The 23,084-nt window shown below is 54.9% G+C and carries 20 protein-coding genes and 1 pseudogene; 17 read left to right on the forward strand and 4 right to left on the reverse strand.

The genetic code is table 11. From position 1 onward, the window contains the following. The first annotated feature begins 183 nt into the window (after positions 1-183). The 8 genes from dnaK to nhaR all read left to right on the forward strand — a co-directional run bounded on the left by dnaK (position 184) and on the right by nhaR (position 11,098). Positions 184-2,100: a molecular chaperone DnaK gene (gene dnaK, locus ACOI6Z_RS22835; protein WP_023291917.1), complete on the forward strand. Its 1,917-nt coding sequence runs from the start codon at positions 184-186 to the stop codon at positions 2,098-2,100. An 87-nt stretch (positions 2,101-2,187) separates the two neighbouring features. Next, positions 2,188-3,321, forward strand: a complete 1,134-nt coding sequence (gene dnaJ, locus ACOI6Z_RS22840) for a molecular chaperone DnaJ (RefSeq protein ID WP_002887955.1) — start codon at positions 2,188-2,190, stop codon at positions 3,319-3,321. A gap of 602 nt (positions 3,322-3,923) precedes the next feature. After that, positions 3,924-4,691, forward strand: coding sequence for an outer membrane protein OmpK (locus ACOI6Z_RS22845; protein ID WP_023291918.1), 768 nt, complete (start codon positions 3,924-3,926; stop codon positions 4,689-4,691). Between the two features lie 20 nt (positions 4,692-4,711). Continuing rightward, complete coding sequence (locus ACOI6Z_RS22850; protein WP_048296642.1) at positions 4,712-6,205, forward strand: sulfatase; 1,494 nt, start codon at positions 4,712-4,714, stop codon at positions 6,203-6,205. 99 nt (positions 6,206-6,304) lie between these two features. Beyond that, positions 6,305-7,504, forward strand: a complete 1,200-nt coding sequence (locus ACOI6Z_RS22855) for an anaerobic sulfatase maturase (RefSeq protein ID WP_117129219.1) — start codon at positions 6,305-6,307, stop codon at positions 7,502-7,504. A gap of 27 nt (positions 7,505-7,531) precedes the next feature. Next, a complete protein-coding gene (locus ACOI6Z_RS22860; protein ID WP_065813346.1) occupies positions 7,532-8,800 on the forward strand; it encodes a cytoplasmic protein in 1,269 nt (422 codons plus the stop codon). 171 nt (positions 8,801-8,971) lie between these two features. Beyond that, complete coding sequence (nhaA, locus tag ACOI6Z_RS22865; protein ID WP_032429094.1) at positions 8,972-10,147, forward strand: Na+/H+ antiporter NhaA; 1,176 nt, start codon at positions 8,972-8,974, stop codon at positions 10,145-10,147. A 54-nt stretch (positions 10,148-10,201) separates the two neighbouring features. Beyond that, complete coding sequence (gene nhaR, locus ACOI6Z_RS22870; protein ID WP_023291923.1) at positions 10,202-11,098, forward strand: transcriptional activator NhaR; 897 nt, start codon at positions 10,202-10,204, stop codon at positions 11,096-11,098. A 109-nt stretch (positions 11,099-11,207) separates the two neighbouring features. Here nhaR and rpsT read toward each other — a convergent pair whose 3' ends face one another. Continuing rightward, positions 11,208-11,471, reverse strand: a complete 264-nt coding sequence (gene rpsT, locus ACOI6Z_RS22875) for a 30S ribosomal protein S20 (RefSeq protein WP_002887965.1) — start codon at positions 11,469-11,471, stop codon at positions 11,208-11,210. Between the two features lie 116 nt (positions 11,472-11,587). Here rpsT and ACOI6Z_RS22880 point away from each other — a divergent pair. The 8 genes and pseudogenes from ACOI6Z_RS22880 to ACOI6Z_RS22915 form a co-directional block, all read left to right on the forward strand. Further along, positions 11,588-11,793, forward strand: a pseudogene (locus ACOI6Z_RS22880) (DUF2575 domain-containing protein); the annotation flags it as partial. A gap of 7 nt (positions 11,794-11,800) precedes the next feature. After that, positions 11,801-12,739 (forward strand): bifunctional riboflavin kinase/FAD synthetase, encoded by a 939-nt coding sequence (gene ribF / locus ACOI6Z_RS22885; protein WP_004204236.1) that lies wholly within the window; start codon positions 11,801-11,803, stop codon positions 12,737-12,739. A 43-nt stretch (positions 12,740-12,782) separates the two neighbouring features. After that, a complete protein-coding gene (ileS, locus tag ACOI6Z_RS22890) occupies positions 12,783-15,599 on the forward strand; it encodes an isoleucine--tRNA ligase (protein ID WP_044525330.1) in 2,817 nt (938 codons plus the stop codon). Then, positions 15,599-16,099 carry a signal peptidase II gene (lspA, locus tag ACOI6Z_RS22895; RefSeq protein ID WP_023291926.1) on the forward strand — a complete coding sequence of 167 codons (501 nt, stop codon included), beginning with the start codon at positions 15,599-15,601 and terminating at the stop codon, positions 16,097-16,099. Before ileS ends, lspA begins: the two co-directional genes overlap by 1 nt. 116 nt (positions 16,100-16,215) lie before the next feature. After that, complete coding sequence (gene fkpB / locus ACOI6Z_RS22900; RefSeq protein WP_023291927.1) at positions 16,216-16,665, forward strand: FKBP-type peptidyl-prolyl cis-trans isomerase; 450 nt, start codon at positions 16,216-16,218, stop codon at positions 16,663-16,665. A 1-nt stretch (position 16,666) separates the two neighbouring features. Next, positions 16,667-17,617, forward strand: a complete 951-nt coding sequence (gene ispH / locus ACOI6Z_RS22905) for a 4-hydroxy-3-methylbut-2-enyl diphosphate reductase (protein WP_002887979.1) — start codon at positions 16,667-16,669, stop codon at positions 17,615-17,617. Between the two features lie 68 nt (positions 17,618-17,685). Then, complete coding sequence (gene rihC / locus ACOI6Z_RS22910; RefSeq protein ID WP_064155490.1) at positions 17,686-18,600, forward strand: ribonucleoside hydrolase RihC; 915 nt, start codon at positions 17,686-17,688, stop codon at positions 18,598-18,600. 29 nt (positions 18,601-18,629) lie between these two features. Next, positions 18,630-18,995 carry a DUF805 domain-containing protein gene (locus ACOI6Z_RS22915; RefSeq protein WP_049014574.1) on the forward strand — a complete coding sequence of 122 codons (366 nt, stop codon included), beginning with the start codon at positions 18,630-18,632 and terminating at the stop codon, positions 18,993-18,995. On the opposite strand, the gene ACOI6Z_RS22920 is transcribed toward ACOI6Z_RS22915, so the two are convergent. Beyond that, positions 18,943-19,872, reverse strand: a complete 930-nt coding sequence (locus tag ACOI6Z_RS22920) for a LysR family transcriptional regulator (RefSeq protein ID WP_065813345.1) — start codon at positions 19,870-19,872, stop codon at positions 18,943-18,945. The two genes, ACOI6Z_RS22915 and ACOI6Z_RS22920, sit on opposite strands and share 53 nt — an antisense overlap. Positions 19,873-19,964: 92 nt before the next feature. Between ACOI6Z_RS22920 and ACOI6Z_RS22925 the strand changes: the two genes are divergently transcribed. Continuing rightward, the gene (locus ACOI6Z_RS22925; RefSeq protein ID WP_050534018.1) at positions 19,965-20,594 is read left to right on the forward strand and encodes a serine-tRNA(Ala) deacylase AlaX; all 630 of its coding nucleotides are present in this window, start codon (positions 19,965-19,967) and stop codon (positions 20,592-20,594) included. 5 nt (positions 20,595-20,599) lie between these two features. Here the strand turns inward: ACOI6Z_RS22925 and ACOI6Z_RS22930 are convergent, their stop codons facing one another. After that, entirely contained in the window at positions 20,600-21,304 is a 705-nt protein-coding gene (locus ACOI6Z_RS22930) for a response regulator (protein WP_065813344.1), read from the reverse strand. Beyond that, on the reverse strand, positions 21,297-22,925 hold the full coding sequence (locus ACOI6Z_RS22935; protein ID WP_065813343.1) for an ATP-binding protein: 1,629 nt from the start codon (positions 22,923-22,925) through the stop codon (positions 21,297-21,299). The genes ACOI6Z_RS22930 and ACOI6Z_RS22935 overlap by 8 nt, the downstream gene beginning before the upstream one ends. Positions 22,926-23,084 lie beyond the last annotated feature (159 nt).

The raw sequence follows: 23,084 nt of genomic DNA on the forward strand, positions 1-23,084 counted from the left end.
CTGGCCTCCGACAAAAAATTTTTCTGCTTGCCCCTTGATGCCGGGGTGGGCGACCCCATCTTGTAGTCAACCGCAGTGAAGAACCTGAAAAAAAATGATGTCTGGGCAGTTGAAACCGCACGTTTCGCCCTTATTACAGGTTCACAACCACATGTTGATCGAATTTTTAGTGGAGACGTTTAGATGGGTAAAATTATTGGTATCGACCTGGGTACTACCAACTCTTGTGTAGCGATTATGGATGGCACTACTGCACGCGTGCTGGAGAACGCCGAAGGCGATCGCACCACGCCTTCTATCATTGCCTATACCCAGGATGGTGAAACTCTGGTTGGTCAGCCGGCTAAACGTCAGGCAGTGACAAACCCGCAAAACACCCTGTTTGCGATTAAACGCCTGATTGGCCGCCGCTTCCAGGACGAAGAAGTTCAGCGTGACGTTTCTATCATGCCATACAAAATTGTTGCCGCAGACAATGGCGACGCATGGCTGGATGTGAAGGGCACCAAAACTGCACCGCCGCAGATCTCTGCTGAAGTGCTGAAAAAAATGAAGAAAACGGCTGAAGATTACCTGGGTGAACCGGTAACTGAAGCGGTTATCACCGTACCGGCTTACTTCAACGATGCGCAGCGTCAGGCAACCAAAGATGCTGGCCGTATCGCCGGTCTGGAAGTCAAACGTATCATCAACGAACCGACCGCGGCCGCGCTGGCGTACGGTCTGGATAAAGAAGTGGGCAACCGCACGATCGCGGTTTACGACCTCGGTGGTGGTACTTTCGATATCTCTATTATCGAAATCGACGAAGTTGATGGCGAAAAAACCTTCGAAGTACTGGCGACCAACGGTGATACTCACCTGGGCGGCGAAGACTTCGATACCCGTCTGATCAACTACCTCGTTGATGAATTTAAGAAAGATCAGGGCATTGACCTGCGCAACGACCCGCTGGCGATGCAGCGCCTGAAAGAAGCCGCTGAGAAAGCGAAGATTGAACTGTCTTCTGCTCAGCAGACCGACGTTAACCTGCCGTACATCACGGCAGACGCGACCGGTCCGAAACACATGAACATCAAAGTGACGCGTGCGAAACTGGAAAGCCTGGTAGAAGACCTGGTTAACCGTTCCATCGAGCCGCTGAAAGTAGCCCTGCAGGATGCTGGTCTGTCCGTTTCCGATATCAACGACGTCATCCTCGTTGGTGGTCAGACTCGTATGCCGATGGTGCAGAAGAAAGTGGCCGAGTTCTTTGGTAAAGAACCGCGTAAAGACGTTAACCCGGACGAAGCCGTGGCGATCGGCGCTGCCGTTCAGGGCGGTGTTCTGACCGGTGATGTGAAAGACGTTCTGCTGCTCGACGTGACCCCGCTGTCGCTGGGTATCGAAACCATGGGCGGCGTGATGACTGCGCTGATCAGCAAAAACACCACTATCCCGACCAAGCACAGCCAGGTGTTCTCTACCGCTGAAGACAACCAGTCCGCGGTTACCATCCATGTGCTGCAGGGTGAGCGTAAACGCGCGTCTGATAACAAATCTCTGGGTCAGTTCAACCTGGATGGTATTAACCCGGCGCCGCGTGGCATGCCGCAGATCGAAGTGACCTTTGACATCGATGCTGACGGTATCCTGCACGTCTCCGCGAAAGACAAAAACAGCGGTAAAGAGCAGAAGATCACCATCAAAGCGTCTTCCGGTCTGAATGAAGAAGAAATTCAGAAAATGGTTCGCGAAGCGGAAGCTAACGCCGAATCTGACCGTAAGTTCGAAGAGCTGGTACAGACCCGTAACCAGGGCGACCATCTGCTGCACAGCACTCGCAAGCAGGTTGAAGAAGCAGGCGATAAACTGCCGGCTGACGACAAAACTGCCATCGAGTCTGCGCTGACTGCGCTGGAAACTTCGCTGAAAGGTGAAGACAAAGCGGACATCGAAGCGAAAATGCAGGCGCTGGCGCAGGTTTCCCAGAAGCTGATGGAAATCGCCCAGCAGCAGCATGCTCAGCAGCAGGCGGGTTCCGCTGACGCTCAGGCGAGCAACGCGAAAGACGACGATGTTGTCGACGCTGAGTTCGAAGAAGTGAAAGATAAAAAATAATCGCCCTTTGAACGGGTAAAACACTGGCACGGGCGAAGAGGTTTCCTCTCCGCCCGTGCACGCATGTTAAGGGGCTGAAAAACACCGATGGCAAAGCAAGATTACTACGAGATTTTAGGCGTCTCCAAAACAGCGGAAGAGCGTGAAATCAAAAAGGCTTATAAGCGCCTGGCCATGAAGTATCACCCGGACCGCAACCAGGGTGATAAAGAGGCCGAAGCCAAATTTAAAGAAATCAAAGAAGCGTATGAAATCCTGACTGATGCCCAGAAGCGTGCGGCCTACGATCAGTACGGCCATGCGGCCTTTGAGCAGGGCGGCATGGGCGGCGGCGGCGGTTTTGGCGGCGGTGCGGACTTCAGCGATATCTTTGGCGATGTTTTCGGCGATATCTTTGGCGGCGGACGTGGCCGGCAGCGCGCGGCGCGCGGCGCCGATCTCCGTTACAACATGGAGCTGACGCTGGAAGAAGCGGTTCGTGGCGTCACCAAAGAGATCCGTATTCCGACGCTGGAAGAGTGCGACGTCTGCCACGGCAGCGGCGCCAAAGCAGGCAGCAAACCGCAGACCTGTCCGACCTGTCATGGCGCGGGCCAGGTACAGATGCGTCAGGGTTTCTTTGCGGTACAGCAGACCTGTCCGCACTGTCAGGGACGCGGTACGCTGATTAAAGATCCGTGCAATAAATGTCATGGTCACGGCCGCGTTGAGAAGACCAAAACCCTGTCGGTTAAAATCCCGGCGGGCGTGGATACCGGCGACCGGATCCGTCTGGCGGGCGAAGGCGAAGCCGGCGAGCATGGCGCACCGGCAGGGGATCTGTACGTTCAGGTTCAGGTGAAGCAGCACGCTATCTTTGAGCGTGAAGGTAATAACCTGTACTGCGAAGTGCCGATCAACTTCACCATGGCTGCGCTGGGCGGTGAGATTGAGGTCCCGACGCTCGACGGTCGCGTCAACCTGAAAATTCCGGGTGAAACCCAGACCGGCAAGCTGTTCCGCATGCGTGGGAAAGGCGTGAAATCCGTTCGCGGCGGCGCGCAGGGCGATCTGCTGTGCCGGGTGGTGGTGGAGACGCCGGTGGGGCTGAACGAGAAGCAGAAGCAGCTGCTGAAAGAGCTGCAGGAAAGCTTCGGCGGCCCGACCGGGGAAAACAACAGCCCGCGTTCGAAAAGCTTCTTTGACGGTGTGAAGAAGTTTTTTGATGATTTGACTCGTTAATCATTTCCGTCATTGCTGATAAAAAGCCTGAGATTGAGAAATCCCAGGCTTTTTTATTTCTTCTTGATGTATCCATTAATTTAACTCTTTGATTCAGAATCTTTATTTTATTGAATCAGGAGTATTAACAGCGTTCTTCCCATTGATTTATTTTTCCCTCATGGCATAACCTACATGCATTTAATATATGTGCAGTTAATCTCAATAGGGCTTTATTATTTATAACATGAATAATTGATGGTCTGGTCATTTCGATGTTGCTGGGGCATTATGTCTTAATCATCCAGGATAAAGCCCGAACGTTTCATCTGTGGTTGCCCAAATGGGTATTGTCGGACGTCGCTCAAATCAATAACGTCCTTGCGCGCCAGTTATGACAAAAATAGGTAACAGACAAGTGCGTTATGATAGTGCCGGATATTTATAAATAATAACTTACCCTCACTAAAACAACATATTTTGACACATGCCTGATAATGCCCATCGTCCCTTTTGATATGAGATTTTCATCACTATTTTGATGGTGTGTTTCGCTAACAATAAGCGCCGCAGAAAAGTAGTGTATGTCTATGGACGAATTATAACTTTGGGAAATACTTTCAATGCCTCGGATAAAAAATACGCTATTGGCTTGTACGATACTTGCAGCATCCTTGGGCTTTAGTCACTCCGTACAAGCATCTTTGGACTACCAATATTCTTTTGGATCGATTAATGCAGGTTATGCTGACTGGAACAGCGGCTTTGTCGATGTAGGTCGTGGTGAAGTCTGGAAAGCCACAGCTGATTTTGGCGTCAATTTTAAAGAAGCTGAATTCTATTCTTTTTTTGAAAGTAATGTACTCAACCATTCTGTCGCGGGGCGTAACCATACGGTTTCAGCGATGACGCATGTTCGCCTTTTTGGCTCTGACTATACGCTCTTTGGCAAGATTTATGGCCAGTGGGAAAATACGTGGGGGGATGATCTGGACATGTTTTATGGTCTTGGTTATCTGGGATGGTCCGGGAAATGGGGATTCTTTAAACCTTACCTCGGACTCCACAATGAGTCGGGTGATTATGTTTCACCAAAATATGGGCAAACAAGCGGCTGGAACGGGTATGTACTGGGCTGGACGGCAGCTTATAACTTCACGCTATTTGACGAGAAATTTGTTCTGTCAGACTGGAATGAAATTGAATTTGAGCGAAATGATGCCTACGCGGAACAGCAACACGGTGATTATGGCATTAATGGCGGTTTAACGCTGGCCTGGAAATTTTATCCTCGCTGGAAGGCAACGGTAACCTGGCGTTATTTTAAAAACAAATTAGGTTATGACGGCTTTGGCGATCAAATGATTTATATGGTTGGGTATGAATTTTAAAAAATGTCAAAGGAGTTAAAATGAAAAAAACAGTTGTTGCCAGTATGATTGGGCTGGCGCTATGTGCCGGGAGCGCGCTGTCAACAGCACATGCCGCAACAGAAAAGCGTCCTAATTTGGTTATTATTCTGGCTGATGATTTAGGGTATGGCGATCTTGCAACTTATGGACATCCCATTGTCAAAACCCCGAATATCGACAAACTGGCGCAGGAAGGGGTGAAATTCACCGATTATTATGCGCCTGCGCCGCTGTGCTCCCCCTCCCGTGCGGGTCTGTTAACCGGTCGTATGCCATTTCGTACCGGTATTCGCTCATGGATCCCGGAAGGCAAAGATGTTGCATTAGGGCGTAATGAACTGACCATCGCCAATCTGTTGAAACAGCAGGGCTATGACACGGCGATGATGGGCAAACTGCACCTGAATGCAGGTGGAGATCGTACCGATCAACCCCAGGCAAAAGATATGGGGTTTGATTACAGTCTGGTGAATCCGGCGGGATTTGTCACGGATTCCACGCTGGATAATGCCAAAGAGCGTCCTCGCTACGGGGTGGTGCATCCGACAGGATGGCTACGCAATGGGCAACGAATTGGTCGCGCAGATAAAATGAGCGGTGAATTTGTCAGCTCTGAAGTGGTGAACTGGCTGGATAATAAGAAAGATGATAAGCCGTTCTTCTTATATGTCGCGTTTACTGAGGTGCACAGCCCGCTGGCTTCGCCGAAGAAGTATCTCGATATGTACTCGCAATATATGAGCGCGTACCAAAAACAGCATCCAGACCTGTTTTATGGCGACTGGGCTGATAAACCGTGGCGTGGCACGGGGGAGTACTACGCGAACATCAGTTACATGGATGCTCAGGTCGGTAAAGTGCTGGATAAAATTAAGGCAATGGGCGAAGAAGACAACACCATCGTGATTTTCACCAGTGACAATGGCCCGGTAACGCGTGAGGCGCGTAAGGTGTATGAGCTGAACCTGGCGGGTGAGACCGATGGTTTGCGTGGCCGTAAAGATAATCTGTGGGAAGGCGGCATCCGCGTTCCGGCGATTATTAAATATGGCAAACATCTGCCGCAGGGGATGGTGACGGATACGCCGGTTTCCGGTCTTGACTGGATGCCGACGCTGGCGAAGATGATGGATTTTACACTCCCGAACGATCGCACGTACGATGGCCAGTCTTTGGTTCCGCTGCTGGAACAGAAGCCGCTGGAGCGTAATAAGCCGTTGATCTTCGGCGTTGATATGCCATTCCAGGACGATCCAACCGATGAGTGGGCGATCAGGGATGGCGACTGGAAAATGATCATCGATCGTGAAAATAAACCGAAGTATCTCTACAACCTGAAGACCGATCGTTACGAAACGCTCAATCAGATTGGCAAACGGCCGGATATTGAGAAACAACTGTACGATAAGTTCCTGAAGTATAAAGCAGACATCGATAACGATTCGTTAATGAAAGCCCGTGGCGATAAGCCGACACCGGTCACCTGGGGCTAACCGAATAACCATAAAACCGTAGTATGCCACTTAGGGCGATGCCCGCCTGATTCGGTGTTTAAACTGAATCAGGTTCTTTTTATTGGGATGGATATAGCGATCATGCGAAGAAAGAGCTGTCAGGTCATGATTAAACCGACAGGTTCAGTATGCAATCTTGATTGTAAGTACTGCTTCTATCTGGAAAAGGAAAAGCTCTACCCGGAGCGAAAGCGCAACTACAGAATGTCAGACGAGATGCTGGAACGCTTCATTAAACAACATATTGCCGCACAAGAGATTGATGAGGTGATTTTTGCCTGGCAGGGCGGAGAACCAACGTTGATGGGGCTGCCTTTTTATCGCCGGGCGATCGAACTCCAGCAGCGTTATGCTGCGGGAAAAACGATTGTGAATACCTTCCAGACGAACGGCATTTTGATCGACGACCAATGGGCTGAGTTTTTTCGTGCCAATCAATTCCTGGTCGGTATTTCCATTGACGGTGATGCAGCCTTGCATGACGAATGGCGCGTTACGCGCGCGGGAAAAGCGACGCATGCGAAAGTTGAACAGGCCATACAATGTCTGAACCGCCACGGCGTTGAATTTAATACGCTGACGGTTGTTAATCAGAGCAATATGCGCCATCCGCTTCAGGTATATCGCTATCTGAAGAGCATCGGCAGCCGTTATATGCAATTTATCCCTTTGGTGGAAAGAAGCAGCGAAAAGAGCGACCTTGGGCTGGCGCACCCTGAGGACAGGCAAACAAAAATGATGCCGTGGTCGGTTGATCCGCTACAGTTTGGCCATTTTCTTAACGCTATTTTTGATGTATGGGTCCGCGAAGACATTGGCGACATAGGCATACAGATGTTTGAACAGACGCTTGCCGCCTGGTGTGGGTTGCCTTCCCAGGTATGCGTATTCGCTCCAACCTGCGGCAGCGCGTTTGCGATGGAGATGAACGGCGACGTTTATAACTGCGATCATTTTGTTTATCCGCAGTACAGGCTGGGAAATATTCAGGATACAACGCTACATGCGATGAATAATAGCGCGCAAAACCAGCAGTTTGGTGATGATAAAAGCCACTCAATGGCGCAGGAGTGTCGCTCTTGTCAGTGGCAATTTGCCTGCTACGGCGGCTGCCCCAAGCACCGCTTCTTGCAATCCGCGACGGGCGAGAGAAACCACAACTATTTGTGCGCAGGCTATAAAGCGTTTTTCTCTCATAGCGCGGTGACTATGAGCGCGATGAAAACGCTCCATCAGAATGGTTTTTCACCGGCAGAGATAAAATCAATATTTGTTTGAAAATCATACCGTCACAGGGAGTTAATCATGTTTTCTCAGGTTAATGTCGATAGCTGCAAAACGCCAGGCTGCAAAAATCTGGGCGTGCTGAACAGCCCGGATTACCAGAACCAGGGGAAAAATGTGTTATGCAGGGCATGTGGTTTTCATTTTCCTGTGATTTCGGCAAGATCGCTGAATCTTTTTCGCCAGTCGGTAAATCGGGTATGGAAAGGGTTGATAAAATCCTGCCCAGGATGCGGCAGCGTCTCACTAAAAAAGTATGGCTTTTCCGCGCAGGGAGAGCCACGCGTCTGCTGCCAGCAGTGCCATAAAACATTTCTTTATCCCGTCAGATATAAAACCGATCCGCGCCAGGATTATCTTGCCGCACTCATCCAGGATGGGGCTTCGCTGGCGGATATCCGATCCGCCCTTGCGTTAGACAGTACCGGACTAAGCCGTGAATTACAGAAGTTATCCCGCAGGGCAAATCAGGCGGAACGCGAGTTTGCCTTTCCCGCTTTCGACATTACCCTCAGCACCCGCGCTTTTCGGGTTAAATTTAACGGCGGTGACAATTTTCTATATGTGCTGGTCACCGCCGAGGAGACTACCGGTCGGATTATATCCGTAACAACCAATTATTCACTCCAGCCCGTTGAAACGGAGTATCAATACCACTCTTATTACGAAGAGCGCCTGCCGCCCGGTACGCTGGTACATCTTGTGCAACGGAAAGAAGCGATAACGATGCGGCGCGCAACGCTTTTTGATGTGGATTACGGACCGGCGGCGTTATACAAAAACGATCCGGGAATGCTGGTCAAACCCGTATTGCCGGCTTATCGCCATTTTGAATTAGTCAAAACACTGACAGATGCACGTTCCCTCAATATTCAACACTACATCGATCAGGAATGTTTTATATTAGGTGGCTGCCTGATGGCGAATTTGCAGCAGGTTCAACAGGGGCGATGCCATATCTCATTTGTCAGAGAGCGAGGCATGACGCCGCCGCTGCATGATATCCCGCCGCGCCTGTTTATGGGCGGAGGGAACCGCAACAATGTCTGGCGGACCTTCTCTACACGGGACTATGCGATGGCGGTTTGTAACCTAACCGGCAATAAAAAAACGGCCAATCTGCGGCACGCCACGTTAAATGGCGCGACGAAATTTATTCAATACCTGCACGCGCATCCTTTTTTGCCGCAGCTAAATCGCCTGTCTCCGGCGAACGTGACCGTGACGCTGGATTGTCTGAAATATGAATATAATAAAAGACAGAAAATGTGGGACGATCTGCGCGGTTAATTCTGCTTTCGTCAACGCCTGGCCTTTTGCTGCCCAGTCTATCATTGTCTTATCCCTCCTCTTTAACTCGTAAAAATCGAGCATTAGCGCAACTTAAATCTGATTTTTTCGAGTTATCAGTCTGTGTATTATACTTTTATCGAGTTATTCACCAACAGGATGAAAGTAAAAGTGAAACATCTGCAACGATTCTTCAGTAGCGATGCTTCCGGCGGCATTGTCTTAATCATCGCCGCGGCGCTGGCGATGGTCATGGCCAATACCAGCGTGACCAGCGGTCTGTATCACTCCTTCCTTGATACGCCTGTACAGCTGCGGGTGGGGGCGCTGGAGATCAACAAGAATATGCTGCTATGGATCAATGATGCCCTGATGGCGGTGTTCTTCTTGCTGATTGGCCTGGAGGTCAAACGCGAGCTGATTCAGGGCTCGCTGGCGAGTCGCCGTCAGGCGGTCTTTCCGGTGATTGCCGCCCTCGGCGGGATGATCGTCCCGGCGCTGGTCTATCTGGCCTTTAACGCTCAGGATCCTGTCGCCAGAGAGGGATGGGCGATCCCGGCGGCGACGGATATTGCCTTTGCCCTCGGCGTGCTGGCGCTGTTAGGCAGCCGCGTCCCGACGGCGCTGAAGATTTTCCTGATGGCGCTGGCGATTATTGATGACCTTGGGGCTATCGTGATTATCGCGCTGTTTTATACCCACGACCTGTCAATGCTCTCGCTGGGCGTGGCGGCGGCGGCGATTGCGGTGCTGGTGGTTCTGAATCTGAGCGGCGTGCGACGCACCGGGATCTATATTCTGGTCGGTGCGGTGCTGTGGACCGCGGTGCTGAAGTCCGGCGTTCACGCGACGCTTGCCGGGGTCATCGTCGGCTTTATGATCCCGCTCCAGGAGAAGCAGGGTCAGTCACCGGCTAAAGTGCTTGAGCATGTCCTGCATCCGTGGGTGGCGTTTATGATCCTGCCGCTGTTTGCCTTCGCCAACGCGGGCGTCTCGCTGCGGGGGGTTACGCTTGATGGACTGACGTCGCTGCTGCCCCTGGGTATCATGGCCGGCCTGTTTATCGGTAAGCCGCTGGGGATCAGCCTGTTCTGCTGGCTGGCCCTGAAGCTGAAGTGGGCCTCGCTACCGGAGGGGACCACCTGCCGGCAGATTATGGCGGTGGGCATTCTGTGCGGGATTGGCTTTACGATGTCGATTTTTATCGCCACGCTGGCCTTTGGCAATGTCGATCCCGCGTTAATCAACTGGGCCAAGCTTGGCATCTTAATTGGATCGGTGGTATCAGCTGTTACCGGCTACCTCATACTGCGTCAGCGCGTAACGGATACTCGCCTCGCGGTATAACCTTTCTGCAGGAGGGCCTGCCAGGCTCTCCTGGACATTATCAGGGAGAGAAGCATGTCACATATCAACTACAACCATCTGTACTACTTCTGGCACGTCTATAAAGAAGGGTCTGTCGTGGGCGCGGCGGAGGCGCTGTTTCTGACGCCGCAGACCATTACCGGGCAGATCAAAGCGCTGGAGGAGCGTCTGCAGGGAAAGTTATTTAAGCGCAAGGGAAGAGGGCTGGAGCCGAGCGAGCTCGGGGAGCTGGTCTTTCGCTACGCCGACCGGATGTTTACCCTGAGCCAGGAGATGCTCGACATCGTCAACTACCGCAAAGAGTCGAATCTGCTGTTTGACGTCGGCGTGGCCGATGCGCTATCGAAACGGCTGGTCAGCGGCGTACTGGATGCCGCCGTTGTCGAAAGCGAGCAGATCCATCTGCGCTGTTTTGAATCCACCCATGAGCTGCTGCTGGAGCAACTGAGCCAGCATAAGCTCGATATGATTATCTCTGACTGCCCGATCGACTCGACGCAGCAGGAAGGGCTGTTTTCGGTGAAGATTGGCGAGTGCAGCGTCAGCTTCTGGTGCATGAACCCGGCGCCAATGAAGCCGTTCCCGGCCTGTCTTGAAGAGCGACGGCTGCTGATCCCTGGTCGACGCTCGATGCTGGGACGTAAGCTGCTGAACTGGATTAACGTGCAGGGGCTGAAGGTGGAGATCCTCGGCGAGTTTGACGACGCGGCGCTCATGAAAGCCTTCGGCGCCGCGCATAATGCGATTTTTGTCGCGCCGACGCTCTACGCGCATGATTTCTACCATGATGAATCGATTGTCGAAATTGGTCGCATGGATAGCGTGATGGAGGAGTATCACGCCATTTTCGCCGAACGGATGATTCAGCATCCGGCGGTACAGCGCATCTGCAATCGCGATTATTCGTCGCTGTTTACTGAACCCAGATAGCCGGAAAGCGTGGGCTGGCGTGGCTCAGGTCGCGCCAGGACGGGAAAGATGACAGGCATAAAAAAACCCGCTTTCGCGGGTTTTTTCACAAAGCGACAACAAGCAGCGATTAAGCCAGTTTGTTGATCTGAGCGGTCAGGTTAGCCTTATGACGCGCAGCTTTGTTTTTGTGGATCAGACCTTTAGCAGCCTGACGGTCCACGATCGGTTGCATTTCGTTAAATGCTTTTTGTGCAGCAGCTTTGTCGCCAGCTTCGATAGCTGCGTATACTTTCTTGATGAAAGTACGCATCATAGAGCGACGGCTAGCGTTGTGCTTGCGAGCCTTTTCAGACTGAACGGCGCGCTTCTTAGCTGATTTGATATTAGCCAAGGTCCAACTCCCAAATGTGTTCTATATGGACAATTCAAAGGCCGAGGAATATGCCCGTTTAGCCTTCTTTTGTCAATGGATTTGTGCAAATAAGCGCCGTTTAACACCACAGCGCTTCATTACGTAGTGATGGCGCAAGATTCTACCAGCTTGTTGCAGGCGAATACAGCTTTTCCACCATAAAAATCGCCGGGGGCGGGCGGTTTTCCCGCTGACTCGCGCTGAGTGAATGAATTCCTGAGAACTTTCGTTGCCGAGGAGCAATCGCTGGTTAACGTTGACAGTTGTACAAGGTATACTCGGACGATTTTCACTGTTTTGAGCCAGACATGAAGCTGATACGCGGCATACATAATCTCAGTCAGGCCCCGCACGGGTGCGTGCTGACCATTGGCAATTTTGACGGCGTGCATCGTGGGCATCAGGCGCTGCTGCAGCGCTTGCGCGAAGAGGGCCGCCAGCGCGGTTTACCGGTGGTGGTGATGATTTTCGAACCCCAGCCGCTCGAGCTCTTTGCCGCCGATAAAGCCCCGGCGCGGTTGACCCGCCTGCGTGAAAAGCTGAGCTATCTGGCTGAAAGCGGGGTCGACTATGTGCTGTGTGTTCGCTTCGACCGCCGGTTCGCCGCGCTGACGGCGCAGGATTTTATCAGTGAACTGCTGGTGCGCCGCCTGGGCGTGCAGTTCCTTGCCGTCGGTGACGATTTCCGCTTTGGCGCTGGTCGCCAGGGGGATTTCTTGTTATTACAAAAGGCGGGGGCGGAATACGGCTTCGACGTCACCAGCACCCAAACCTTCTGCGAAGGCGGGGTGCGGATCAGCAGCACGGCGGTGCGTCAGGCGCTGGCCGATGACGATCTCCTGCTGGCGGAGACGCTGCTCGGCCATCCGTTTAGCATTTCCGGGCGCGTCGTGCATGGCGACGAACTGGGCCGTACCATAGGTTTTCCGACGGCGAACTTACCGCTGCGTCGTCAGGTTTCCCCGGTTAAAGGGGTCTATGCGGTAGAAGTGACAGGGCTGGGCGACAAGCCGATCGCCGGCGTCGCCAATATTGGCACCCGTCCAACGGTAGCGGGCGTGCGTCAGCAGCTCGAAGTGCATCTGTTGGACGTTGTAATGGACCTCTACGGTCGCCATATCAATGTAGTACTGCGTAAAAAGATACGTAATGAGCAGCGGTTTGCGTCGCTCGACGAGCTGAAGGCGCAAATCGCACGTGATGAGTTAACGGCCCGCGAATTATTTGGGCTGACCAGCCAGGCCTGAGCCACTGGTGTTTATCAAACCGAAATACGGAACCGAGAATCTGATGAGTGACTATAAATCGACCCTGAATTTGCCGGAAACAGGGTTCCCTATGCGTGGCGACCTCGCCAAACGCGAACCGGGAATGCTGGCGCGTTGGACCGATGATGACCTGTACGGCATCATTCGTGCAGCCAAAAAAGGCAAAAAAACCTTCATTCTGCATGATGGCCCTCCTTATGCGAATGGTAGTATTCATATTGGTCACTCGGTTAACAAGATTCTGAAAGACATTATCGTTAAGTCCAAAGGACTGACGGGCTATGACTCGCCTTACGTTCCAGGCTGGGACTGCCACGGTCTGCCGATCGAGCTGAAAGTAGAGCAGGAATACGGCAAGCCGGGCGAGAAATTCACCGCCGCAGAATTCCGCGCCAAATGCCGCGAATATGCCGCTCTGCAGATCGAGGGGCAGCGTAAAGATTTCATCCGCCTCGGCGTGCTGGGCGACTGGTCGCATCCGTATCTGACCATGGACTTCAAAACCGAAGCCAACATCATTCGCGCGCTGGGTAAAATCATCGGCAACGGCCACCTGCATAAAGGCGCCAAGCCGGTGCACTGGTGCGTAGACTGCCGTTCCGCGCTGGCGGAAGCGGAAGTGGAGTATTACGACAAGACTTCTCCATCCATCGACGTGGCGTTCCACGCGGTAGATAAAGCCGCGGTGCTGGCGAAATTCGGCGTCGCCGACGTCAACGGCCCGGTGTCGCTGGTTATCTGGACCACCACCCCGTGGACCCTGCCGGCTAACCGCGCCATCTCCCTATCGCCAGAGTTCGACTATGCGCTGGTGCAGGTGGACGGCCAGGCGCTGATCCTGGCGAAAGACCTCGTTGAGAGCGTGATGAAGCGCGTTGGCGCGGCCGATTACACCATCCTGGCGGCGGTGAACGGCGCCGAGCTTGAACTGATGCGTTTCCAGCACCCGTTCCTCGATTTCGACGTGCCGGCGATCCTTGGCGACCACGTGACGCTGGATGCCGGTACCGGTGCGGTGCATACCGCCGGCGGCCACGGTCCGGACGATTACACGATCAGCCAGAAATACGGTCTGGAAATCGCTAACCCGGTTGGCCCGGACGGGGCTTATCTGCCAGGCACCTATCCGTCTCTGGACGGTATCAACGTCTTCAAAGCCAACGATATCATCGTTGAGATGCTGCGTGAGCGCGGCGCGCTGCTGCATGTGGAAAAAATGCAGCACAGCTATCCGTGCTGCTGGCGCCACAAGTCGCCAATCATCTTCCGCGCCACCCCGCAGTGGTTCGTGAGCATGGATCAGAAAGGTCTGCGCGCGCAGTCGCTGAAAGAGATCAAAGGCGTGCAGTGGATCCCGGACTGGGGCCAGGCGCGTATCGAATCGATGGTCGCCAACCGTCCTGACTGGTGCATCTCCCGTCAACGTACCTGGGGCGTGCCGATGTCGCTGTTCGTGCATAAAGAAACCCACGAACTGCACCCGCGTACCCTTGAGCTGATGGAAGAAGTCGCGAAGCGTGTTGAAGTCGACGGCATCCAGGCGTGGTGGGATCTCGATTCCCGCGACATCCTTGGCGATGACGCTGACAGCTACGAGAAAGTGCCGGATACCCTCGACGTCTGGTTTGACTCCGGGTCGACCCACTCTTCCGTGGTTGACGTGCGTCCGGAATTCGCCGGTCACGCCGCCGATATGTATCTGGAAGGCTCCGACCAGCATCGCGGCTGGTTCATGTCCTCTCTGATGATTTCCACGGCGATGAAAGGCAAAGCGCCATATCGTCAGGTACTGACCCACGGCTTCACCGTCGATGGTCAGGGCCGCAAAATGTCCAAGTCTATCGGCAACACCGTTAGCCCGCAGGACGTGATGAACAAGCTGGGCGCCGATATCCTGCGCCTGTGGGTGGCTTCCACCGACTACACTGGCGAAATGGCGGTCTCTGACGAGATCCTCAAACGCGCCGCGGACAGCTATCGTCGTATCCGTAACACCGCGCGCTTCCTGCTGGCCAACCTGAACGGTTTCGATCCGGCAAAAGACATGGTCAAACCGGAAGAGATGGTGGTGCTGGATCGCTGGGCGGTCGGCTGCGCGCAGGCGGCACAGGAAGATATCCTGAAAGCCTACGAATCCTACGACTTCCACGAAGTGGTGCAGCGCCTGATGCGCTTCTGCTCCATTGAGATGGGCTCGTTCTATCTCGACATCATCAAAGACCGTCAGTACACCGCCAGGGCGGACAGCGTGGCGCGTCGCAGTTGTCAGACCGCGCTGTTCCACATCGTGGAAGCGCTGGTGCGCTGGATGGCGCCGATCATGTCCTTCACCGCGGACGAAATCTGGGGTTACCTGCCGGGCGAGCGTGAGAAATACGTCTTTACCGGCGAATGGTATCAAGGTCTCTTCGGTCTGGCCGACGACGAAGCGATGAATGACGGCTTCTGGGATGAGCTGCTGAAAGTCCGTGGCGAAGTCAACAAAGTGATTGAACAGGCGCGTGCGGATAAGAAAGTCGGCGGCTCGCTGGAAGCCTCGGTGACGCTGTATGCTGATGCCGATCTGGCCGCTAAGCTCAACGCGCTGGGCGATGAATTGCGATTTGTCCTGTTGACCTCCGGGGCGAACGTCGCAGACTATGCGAGCGCGCCTGCTGATGCGCAGCAGAGCGAACTGCTCAAAGGACTGAAAGTCGCATTGAGCAAAGCTGAAGGTGAGAAATGCCCGCGCTGCTGGCATTACACCACCGATATCGGCAAGGTGGCGGAACACGCGGAAATCTGCGGACGCTGTGTGAGCAACGTCGCCGGTGACGGCGAGCAACGTAAATTCGCCTGATGAGTAAATCGATCTGTTCAACGGGGCTACGCTGGCTGTGGGTGGTCGTAGCCGTGCTGATTATCGATCTGGGCAGCAAATTCCTGATCCTCCAGAACTTCGCTCTGGGGGAGACGGTTCCGCTGTTCCCGTCGCTTAATCTGCATTATGCCCGCAACTATGGCGCGGCCTTTAGCTTCCTCGCCGACAGCGGTGGCTGGCAGCGCTGGTTCTTTTCCGGGATCGCCATCGGCATTTGCGTGGTGCTGACGGTGCTGATGTACCGTTCGAAGGCGACGCAAAAGCTGAACAATATTGCCTACGCCCTGATTATCGGCGGCGCGCTGGGCAACTTGTTCGATCGCCTGTGGCACGGCTTTGTGGTCGATATGATCGACTTCTACGTCGGCGACTGGCACTTCGCCACTTTCAACCTCGCCGATAGCGCTATCTGCATCGGCGCGGCGATGATTGTGCTGGAAGGCTTCCTGCCGAAACCGACCGCAAAAGAGCAGGCGTAAATGTTAATGCCGGGTGGCGCCACGTCAGCCCGGCCTACAGAATGTGTGGTCTCCCGTCGCCCGGTAAGCGTAGCGCCTCCGGGCACCAGGAGATCGAAAACAAGCGAGCAATTTGCATGTCTAAATCCGTACAGAGCAACAGCGCGGTTCTCGTTCACTTCACGCTGAAGCTGGACGATGGATCCACCGCCGAGTCCACCCGTAACAATGGCAAACCGGCGCTGTTTCGCCTCGGCGACACCTCCCTGTCTGAGGGGCTGGAGCAACAGCTTCTTGGTCTGAAAGAGGGCGAGAAAAAGGCCTTTTCGCTGGAGCCTGACGCCGCATTTGGCGTCCCGAGCCCGGACCTGATTCAGTATTTCTCTCGCCGCGAGTTTATCGACGCCGGCGAGCCGGAGATCGGCGCGATTATGCTCTTTACCGCAATGGATGGCAGCGAAATGCCTGGCGTGATCCGTGAAGTGAACGGCGATTCCATCACCGTCGACTTCAACCATCCGCTGGCCGGGCGCACCGTTCATTTTGATATTGAAGTGCTGGAGATCGATCCGGCGCTGGAGGATTAACATGCAGATCCTGTTGGCTAACCCGCGCGGCTTTTGCGCTGGCGTTGACCGCGCTATCAGCATTGTAGAAAACGCGCTGACGCTGTACGGCGCGCCGATCTATGTTCGTCATGAAGTGGTGCATAACCGCTATGTGGTGGATAGCCTGCGCAAGCGCGGCGCCATTTTTATCGAACAGATCAGCGAAGTACCGGACGGCGCGATCCTGATCTTCTCCGCTCACGGCGTATCGCAGGCGGTACGGAATGAAGCGAAGAGCCGCGATCTGACGGTGTTCGACGCCACCTGTCCGCTGGTGACGAAAGTGCATATGGAAGTCGCCCGCGCCAGCCGCCGTGGCGAAGAGTCGATTCTGATCGGCCATGCCGGGCACCCGGAAGTCGAAGGCACGATGGGGCAGTACAATAACCCGCAAGGGGGCATGTACCTGGTCGAGTCGCCGGAAGACGTTCTCAAGCTGGAAGTCAAAAACGACGCCCGGCTGTCGTTTATGACCCAGACCACCCTCTCGGTGGATGATACCTCGGATGTGATTGACGCGCTGCGCGCGCGTTTCCCGAAAATCGTCGGCCCGCGCAAAGACGACATTTGCTATGCCACCACTAACCGTCAGGAAGCGGTGCGCGCGCTGGCGGAGCAGGCTGACGTGGTGCTGGTGGTTGGTTCGAAAAACTCCTCCAACTCAAACCGTCTCGCCGAACTGGCGCAGCGGATGGGTAAGGCGGCTTACCTGATTGACGATGCCTCCGATATTCAGGAAGCGTGGGTCAAGGATGCGGCCTGCGTCGGCGTGACGGCGGGCGCGTCGGCGCCGGATATTCTGGTGCAGAACGTCATTACCCGCCTGCAGGAGCTGGGCGGCGGCGAAGCCGTACCGCTGGAAGGCCGGGAAGAGAATATCGTCTTTGAAGTGCCGAAAGAGCTGCGTGTGGATGTCCGTGAAGTAGAGTAAGTTCTTTCCGTCAGCAGTATGAGAAGATGCCAGACTTAACGTCTGGCATTTTTTTTTAGGGAGAAACCATGCGCTTACCGATCATTCTTGATACAGACCCGGGCATCGACGATGCTGCCGCTATTGCCGCGGCGCTGTTCGCCCCTGAGCTGGATCTGCAACTGATGACCACCGTGGCGGGCAATGTCTCGGTAGAGAAGACGACCCGTAACGCGCTGCAGCTGCTGCACTTCTGGCATGCCGATGTGCCGCTGGCGCAGGGCGCCTCGATGCCACTGGTGCGTCCCCTGCGCGATGCCGCCTCGGTGCATGGCGAATCCGGTATGGAAGGGTATGACTTTGTTGAGCATCACCGGCAGCCGCTGGCGAAGCCGGCCTTCCAGGCGATCCGCGATGCGTTGATGCATGCTGCCGAGCCGATCACTCTGGTGGCGATTGGCCCATTGACCAATATTGCGCTGCTGCTGACCCAGTATCCCGAATGCCTGTTCAACATTCGCCGGCTGGTGATCATGGGCGGCTCGGCGGGCCGGGGCAACTTTACGCCGAATGCCGAATTCAATATTGCCATCGACCCGGAAGCCGCAGCGAAAGTCTTCCACAGCGGGCTGGAGATTATCATGTGCGGGCTGGACGTCACCAATCGGGCGCTGCTGACGGCGGATTATCTGGCGACCCTGCCGACGCTGAATCAGACCGGTAAAATGCTCCATGCGCTGTTTAGCCACTATCGCAGCGGCAGCATGAGTAGTGGTCTGAGAATGCACGATCTCTGCGCTATCGCATGGCTGGTCCGCCCGGAACTGTTCACCCTACAGCCGTGTTTTGTGGCGGTGGAGACGCAGGGAACCTGGACCGCCGGCGCCACGGTGGTGGATATCGAAGGGCGACTGGGCCAGCCGGCCAATGCCCAGGTGGCGCTGGATATCGATGTCGAAGGGTTTCAGCGCTGGGCGGCGGAGGTGATCGCCCTGGCGCCGTGATACTCACCCAATCTTCAAGGAGAGAAGTGATGACCTATGGACAGGCGTATTTAAGCGGCTGGAAAGAGACCTTTAATTTTAGCGGCCGGGCCAGCCGACAGCAGTTCTGGACGTTTTTTCTTATCAATCTACTGATCGCCAGCGCGCCGCTGGCCGTCTGGTGGCTGGCAACCAGCTTTAACCCTCAATACGGCATCCTCAGTTTTGTTGTTATACCCTTTGCTGCGCTGTGGTTGCTGCTGATGACTCTCCCTCTGCTGGCGATCGGCTGCCGGCGGATGCATGATATCGGCCGCTCCGGGCTCTGGTTCGTGCTGGGGGTTATCATTCCGTGGTTTGCGGTTATTTCGCTGGCGCTATGCTGCCTGCGTTCAGCGCCGGCACCGTCTCGCTGAGATAATCAATCATCGCCCGCATTCTGGCGGGCATATGCTTATCTCCCGCCCAGAGCAGCCACAGATCGCCGGAGTAGCTGCTGATAAATTCCCATTCGGGCAGCACCTGCACGATATCGCCATTCGCCAGCGCCTCGCGGGCGGTGAACAGCGGCAGGCTGCCGATCCCTAAATGCTGCCTGACCGCGTCGAGGCGCACGGCGGTATGGTTGGCGGCGTACCGCCCGTATGTTTGCACCGTTTCGGTTTTCCCTTGCCGACGGAACTTCCAGCGCGCGTCGGCGGGCGTTTCGCCAAGGCTGATGCAGCTGTGCGCGCGCAGTTCCTGCGGCGTGCGCGGCATACCGTGGCGCTGTAAATAGACCTCAGTGGCGCAGATAACGTGCGTGACTGGCATCAACGGTTTGCCATGCAGACCGGGCGAGGGGGTATTGGTGATGCGTAACGCCAGATCGATACCGTCATCGATAAAATCCAGAGGGCGATCTTCCAGCCGCAGGCAGACGTCAACCTGCGGGTAACGCTGAAAAAACGCCATCATCAGCGGATGGATCACGAAGCGGCCGACGGCTTTCGGTACGCTGAGCGTCAGCTTTCCCTGGGCGACCGTTTGGCGACTGCCGGCGGAATCCATCGCCTGTCGCGCCGCTTCCAGCATCTGCTGGGCATGCTGATACACCGTTTCCCCGGCATCGCTCAGACGCAGCTTGCGGGTGGTACGCTGCAGCAGTTTGCAGCCCATCTCTCGCTCCAGCCGCGACACGCTGCGGCTAACGGCGGAAGGGGTAATGCCGCTCTGGCGGGCGACGGCGGAGAAGCTGCCCTGGTCGACGATCTGGACGAAAAGGGCAAGGTCGGGCAGGAGGCTGAGATTCATTTGTGCTCCCGGAGCAAGAGTGCATTGGCTGGTGATAGGATTATCGCTGTCGGTATTAATAATATACTGGGCGGACAGAGAGGAGAATCACTATGACTGAACGGGTTTATTACACCAGCGACGCTACCGATGGGCGCGCCCAGATCATCGCCTGCACTGCGGAAGCGGATGGCCGCTACGCCATCGAACTGGATCGGACGCTGTTTCACCCGCAAGGGGGCGGTCAACCGGCGGATCGCGGCTGGATAGCTGGTCAGGCCGTTGAGACGGTTATTGTGCGCGGCGACAGCGTGCTGCATATTCTGTCGCAACCGCTTCCCCTCGGTGAAGTGGAGATGAGAATAGATGCCTCCGCGAGACACCTGCATGCCCGCCTGCATTCCGCCGGTCACCTGCTTGGCCTGGCGGGCGAACAGCTTGGCTGGCAACCGGTGAAAGCGCACCACTGGCCTGGCGAAGGGCGGATCGCTTTCACCGGCGGGAACCACGCCGTGATACCCGACGCCAGCGCGCTGCTGAGCCAGGTGAAGGCATGGCAGGCGCAGGACCTCCCGCGTCAGGTGATCTTCGCTGAGGGTTTGCGCATGGTGGGGTTTGGCGAACTGCCCGCCTATCCCTGCGGTGGCACACATGTCGCCCGCCTGGCGGAGCTGGGCGACATTCTTATCAGTCAGATTAAGATGAAGAAGGGGCAGCTGGTGGTCAGCTATTCCCTGGCGTAAACGTTTCAGACCTGCTCAGGGGAGATCTGTTTGCCGCGATAAATACGCTCCGGTCGACCAACCTTGCCGTAGCTGATTTCCGCTTCCAGAAAGTCATTCTTCACCCCTTGTTCCAGATAACGGCGGGCGGTGGTTTTGCTGCTGCCAAGGATACGCGCCAGCGAGTCGGCGGTATGCACCACCCCCGTGTCGGCAAACAGCTGGAGTACGCGCTGAAAGGTGCTTTCATCAATCCCGCGTAGCGGTGCGCTGGCCGGTTCCGTCTGTTCCCGAGCCTGAATATTAAACAGCGCATCGACGTGGATCTGGCTGGCCTGTTCGCTGGAACGCAGCGAGCTGCGATAGCGAGCGAAGCGCTCCAGGGTGTGCTGCAGGCGCTGATAGTGCACCGGCTTAATCAGATAGTCGAACACCCCCAGGCGCAGTGCTTCGCTGATGGTATCCATATGATTATCAGCGGTAATAAAGATAATCCGCCCCTTGTAATGGGTACTGACCGCATGGCGGATCAGGTCGATACCTTTGCCGTCAGGTAAGAAATTATCCAGCAGGATCAGCTGCGGTTGATACAGTCTGAGTTGTTTCCTGGCGCTCTCGAGTTTATCCGCAATGCCAATGACGTCGAACTGGGGAAACTGTTTGATGTTATCCACCAGGATCTCCGCCAGCATAGGTTCGTCTTCAACGATAAGAGTGGTGATGCTATCCATGATGTTCATCTCGGGTCAGGGGAATATAAAGAGTAAAGATGGTGCCAAAAGGTATGTTATTTTCGACGACGATGCTGCCACCTGCCTGTTCCACGTAGCTGCGAACCAGCCAGAGTCCGATGCCATGATCTTTGCTGACGCTGCTGGTGACGCCGCGCTCGAAGATCCGATCGCGCAGCGTCTCGTCAATGCCGCATCCCTGATCGGCGACCTCGATAATCACCTCGTGGCCGTCACTGTTGATCAGGCACTCTATCTGCCTTGAGCCCTGCGGCTGTTGCAGGCTGGCATTGTAGGCGTTATCAAGCAGATTCCCCACGATCGAGATCCATTCGTTGTGAGAAAGGGCGGTGGGTAATCTGTCGACGAAGCAGGCCGGATCGAAAATCAGCTCAAGTCCAAGCTCTTTGGCCCGGTAATATTTGCCGATCAACAGCCCGGCCAGGTGGTTGTCCTGGAAATTACGCGCGATAAAATCGATGACCTTCTGGTGACTTTCCGACTGCTGTTGGATCAGATCCAGCGCATGATCGTAGCGTTTAAGAAACAGCAGGCCGGCGATGGTGGAGATCAGATTGCGATGCTCATGCTGCACGGCGCGCAGGTTATCGGCATATTGTTGTACCTGGCTAAGCTGCAGGCTGAGGGTGTTGATATCGTCTTTACTACGAAAGCTGATCACCCAGCCCTGTGGCTCATTATTTAAGATCACCGCCATCCGGCTGGCGATCACTTTGATCTGATTGAAGGTGACGATCTCGTCTTTTTTATTGGTCTGCGGCGCATCGTAGAAGAAAGCCTCCTGCGAAATCACGCTGCTGATCCCTTTACCAATAAGCGTTGTTTCCGGTTGGCTCAGGTTGAGCAGCCGGCGGGCAGTCTGATTAATCGCGGTGATCTTGTAACGGGAGTCGATGGCGATAAGCCCTTCGAACACGGATTCAAACAATACGCTTTGCTGGATCAACAGCTGCGACAGCTGTTGGGGTTCCATATTCAGCATCTGCTTTTTGATATGCAACGAGAAGCGGCGGGCGCAGTAGAGCAGGAGCAGTAACATGATCGCCATCGGGATCAGCAGCGAGCTTATCTGCAGGCTGAGCCAGTTCTCTAACTGTTCAATGGTATAGCCTACCGACACAATGCCGAGCACCTTGCCGGTCTCGTCCTGAATCGGTGATTTACCGCGCAGCGAGGAGCCCAGCGAGCCTTTGCGCACTGACACGTAGCTTTTCGCGTTTAATAGTGCTTCATCGCTGTCGCCGCCCTCCATCGATTTGCCGATTTCATCAGGGTTGACGTGATAGAGGCGCTGGCCGTTAGCATCACCGACGGTGATATAGGTGGCGTCGGAGAACGAACGCATGGGGTCGATAAGCGCTTTGATTCTGGCGAGGTCGCGTTTCTGAACCGCCTCGACCAGCTCCGGCATCGCCGAAATCTGCATTGCCTGAATCAGCGCCCGCTGCCCGACCTGGTAATGCAGACGCTCTTCGGTAATGTCGGTCAGATACCATGACATCGCCAGCATAACGATCGTCGAGGTGAATAAGATCAGCAGGAAGATGCGATTCTGAAACGATCGCCTGGCAAACCAGTGGGTGATTTTTCGGGTATACATAGCACCAATAGACATTAAATGATTAGTTTCCCCGTTTCGCGGCCCGAGAACCCGCAGATGGCGCACAGAACCGCTAATTTCAGAAAAGTGATCGATGGAAAAGGGGCGTTGTTAATCCTGACCCGGAGGCGGGGCAACGGCCACGCCTCCGGGGAGGAC

The organism is Klebsiella sp. C239 (genome assembly GCF_048822715.1).
Lineage (GTDB): Bacteria > Pseudomonadota > Gammaproteobacteria > Enterobacterales > Enterobacteriaceae > Klebsiella > Klebsiella quasipneumoniae.

Coding starts and splice junctions, on each gene's coding strand:
- ACOI6Z_RS22920 (WP_065813345.1), bottom strand. CDS start 19,872: ATGAATCTCAGCCTCCTGCCCGACCTTGCCCTTTTCGTCCAGATCGTC.
- ACOI6Z_RS22935 (WP_065813343.1), bottom strand. CDS start 22,925: ATGTATACCCGAAAAATCACCCACTGGTTTGCCAGGCGATCGTTTCAG.
- dnaK (WP_023291917.1), top strand. CDS start 184: ATGGGTAAAATTATTGGTATCGACCTGGGTACTACCAACTCTTGTGTA.
- ACOI6Z_RS22915 (WP_049014574.1), top strand. CDS start 18,630: ATGACCTATGGACAGGCGTATTTAAGCGGCTGGAAAGAGACCTTTAAT.
- ileS (WP_044525330.1), top strand. CDS start 12,783: ATGAGTGACTATAAATCGACCCTGAATTTGCCGGAAACAGGGTTCCCT.
- ACOI6Z_RS22860 (WP_065813346.1), top strand. CDS start 7,532: ATGTTTTCTCAGGTTAATGTCGATAGCTGCAAAACGCCAGGCTGCAAA.
- lspA (WP_023291926.1), top strand. CDS start 15,599: ATGAGTAAATCGATCTGTTCAACGGGGCTACGCTGGCTGTGGGTGGTC.
- ispH (WP_002887979.1), top strand. CDS start 16,667: ATGCAGATCCTGTTGGCTAACCCGCGCGGCTTTTGCGCTGGCGTTGAC.
- nhaR (WP_023291923.1), top strand. CDS start 10,202: ATGTCACATATCAACTACAACCATCTGTACTACTTCTGGCACGTCTAT.
- rihC (WP_064155490.1), top strand. CDS start 17,686: ATGCGCTTACCGATCATTCTTGATACAGACCCGGGCATCGACGATGCT.
- dnaJ (WP_002887955.1), top strand. CDS start 2,188: ATGGCAAAGCAAGATTACTACGAGATTTTAGGCGTCTCCAAAACAGCG.
- ribF (WP_004204236.1), top strand. CDS start 11,801: ATGAAGCTGATACGCGGCATACATAATCTCAGTCAGGCCCCGCACGGG.
- fkpB (WP_023291927.1), top strand. CDS start 16,216: ATGTCTAAATCCGTACAGAGCAACAGCGCGGTTCTCGTTCACTTCACG.
- ACOI6Z_RS22925 (WP_050534018.1), top strand. CDS start 19,965: ATGACTGAACGGGTTTATTACACCAGCGACGCTACCGATGGGCGCGCC.
- ACOI6Z_RS22845 (WP_023291918.1), top strand. CDS start 3,924: ATGCCTCGGATAAAAAATACGCTATTGGCTTGTACGATACTTGCAGCA.
- ACOI6Z_RS22850 (WP_048296642.1), top strand. CDS start 4,712: ATGAAAAAAACAGTTGTTGCCAGTATGATTGGGCTGGCGCTATGTGCC.
- ACOI6Z_RS22930 (WP_065813344.1), bottom strand. CDS start 21,304: ATGGATAGCATCACCACTCTTATCGTTGAAGACGAACCTATGCTGGCG.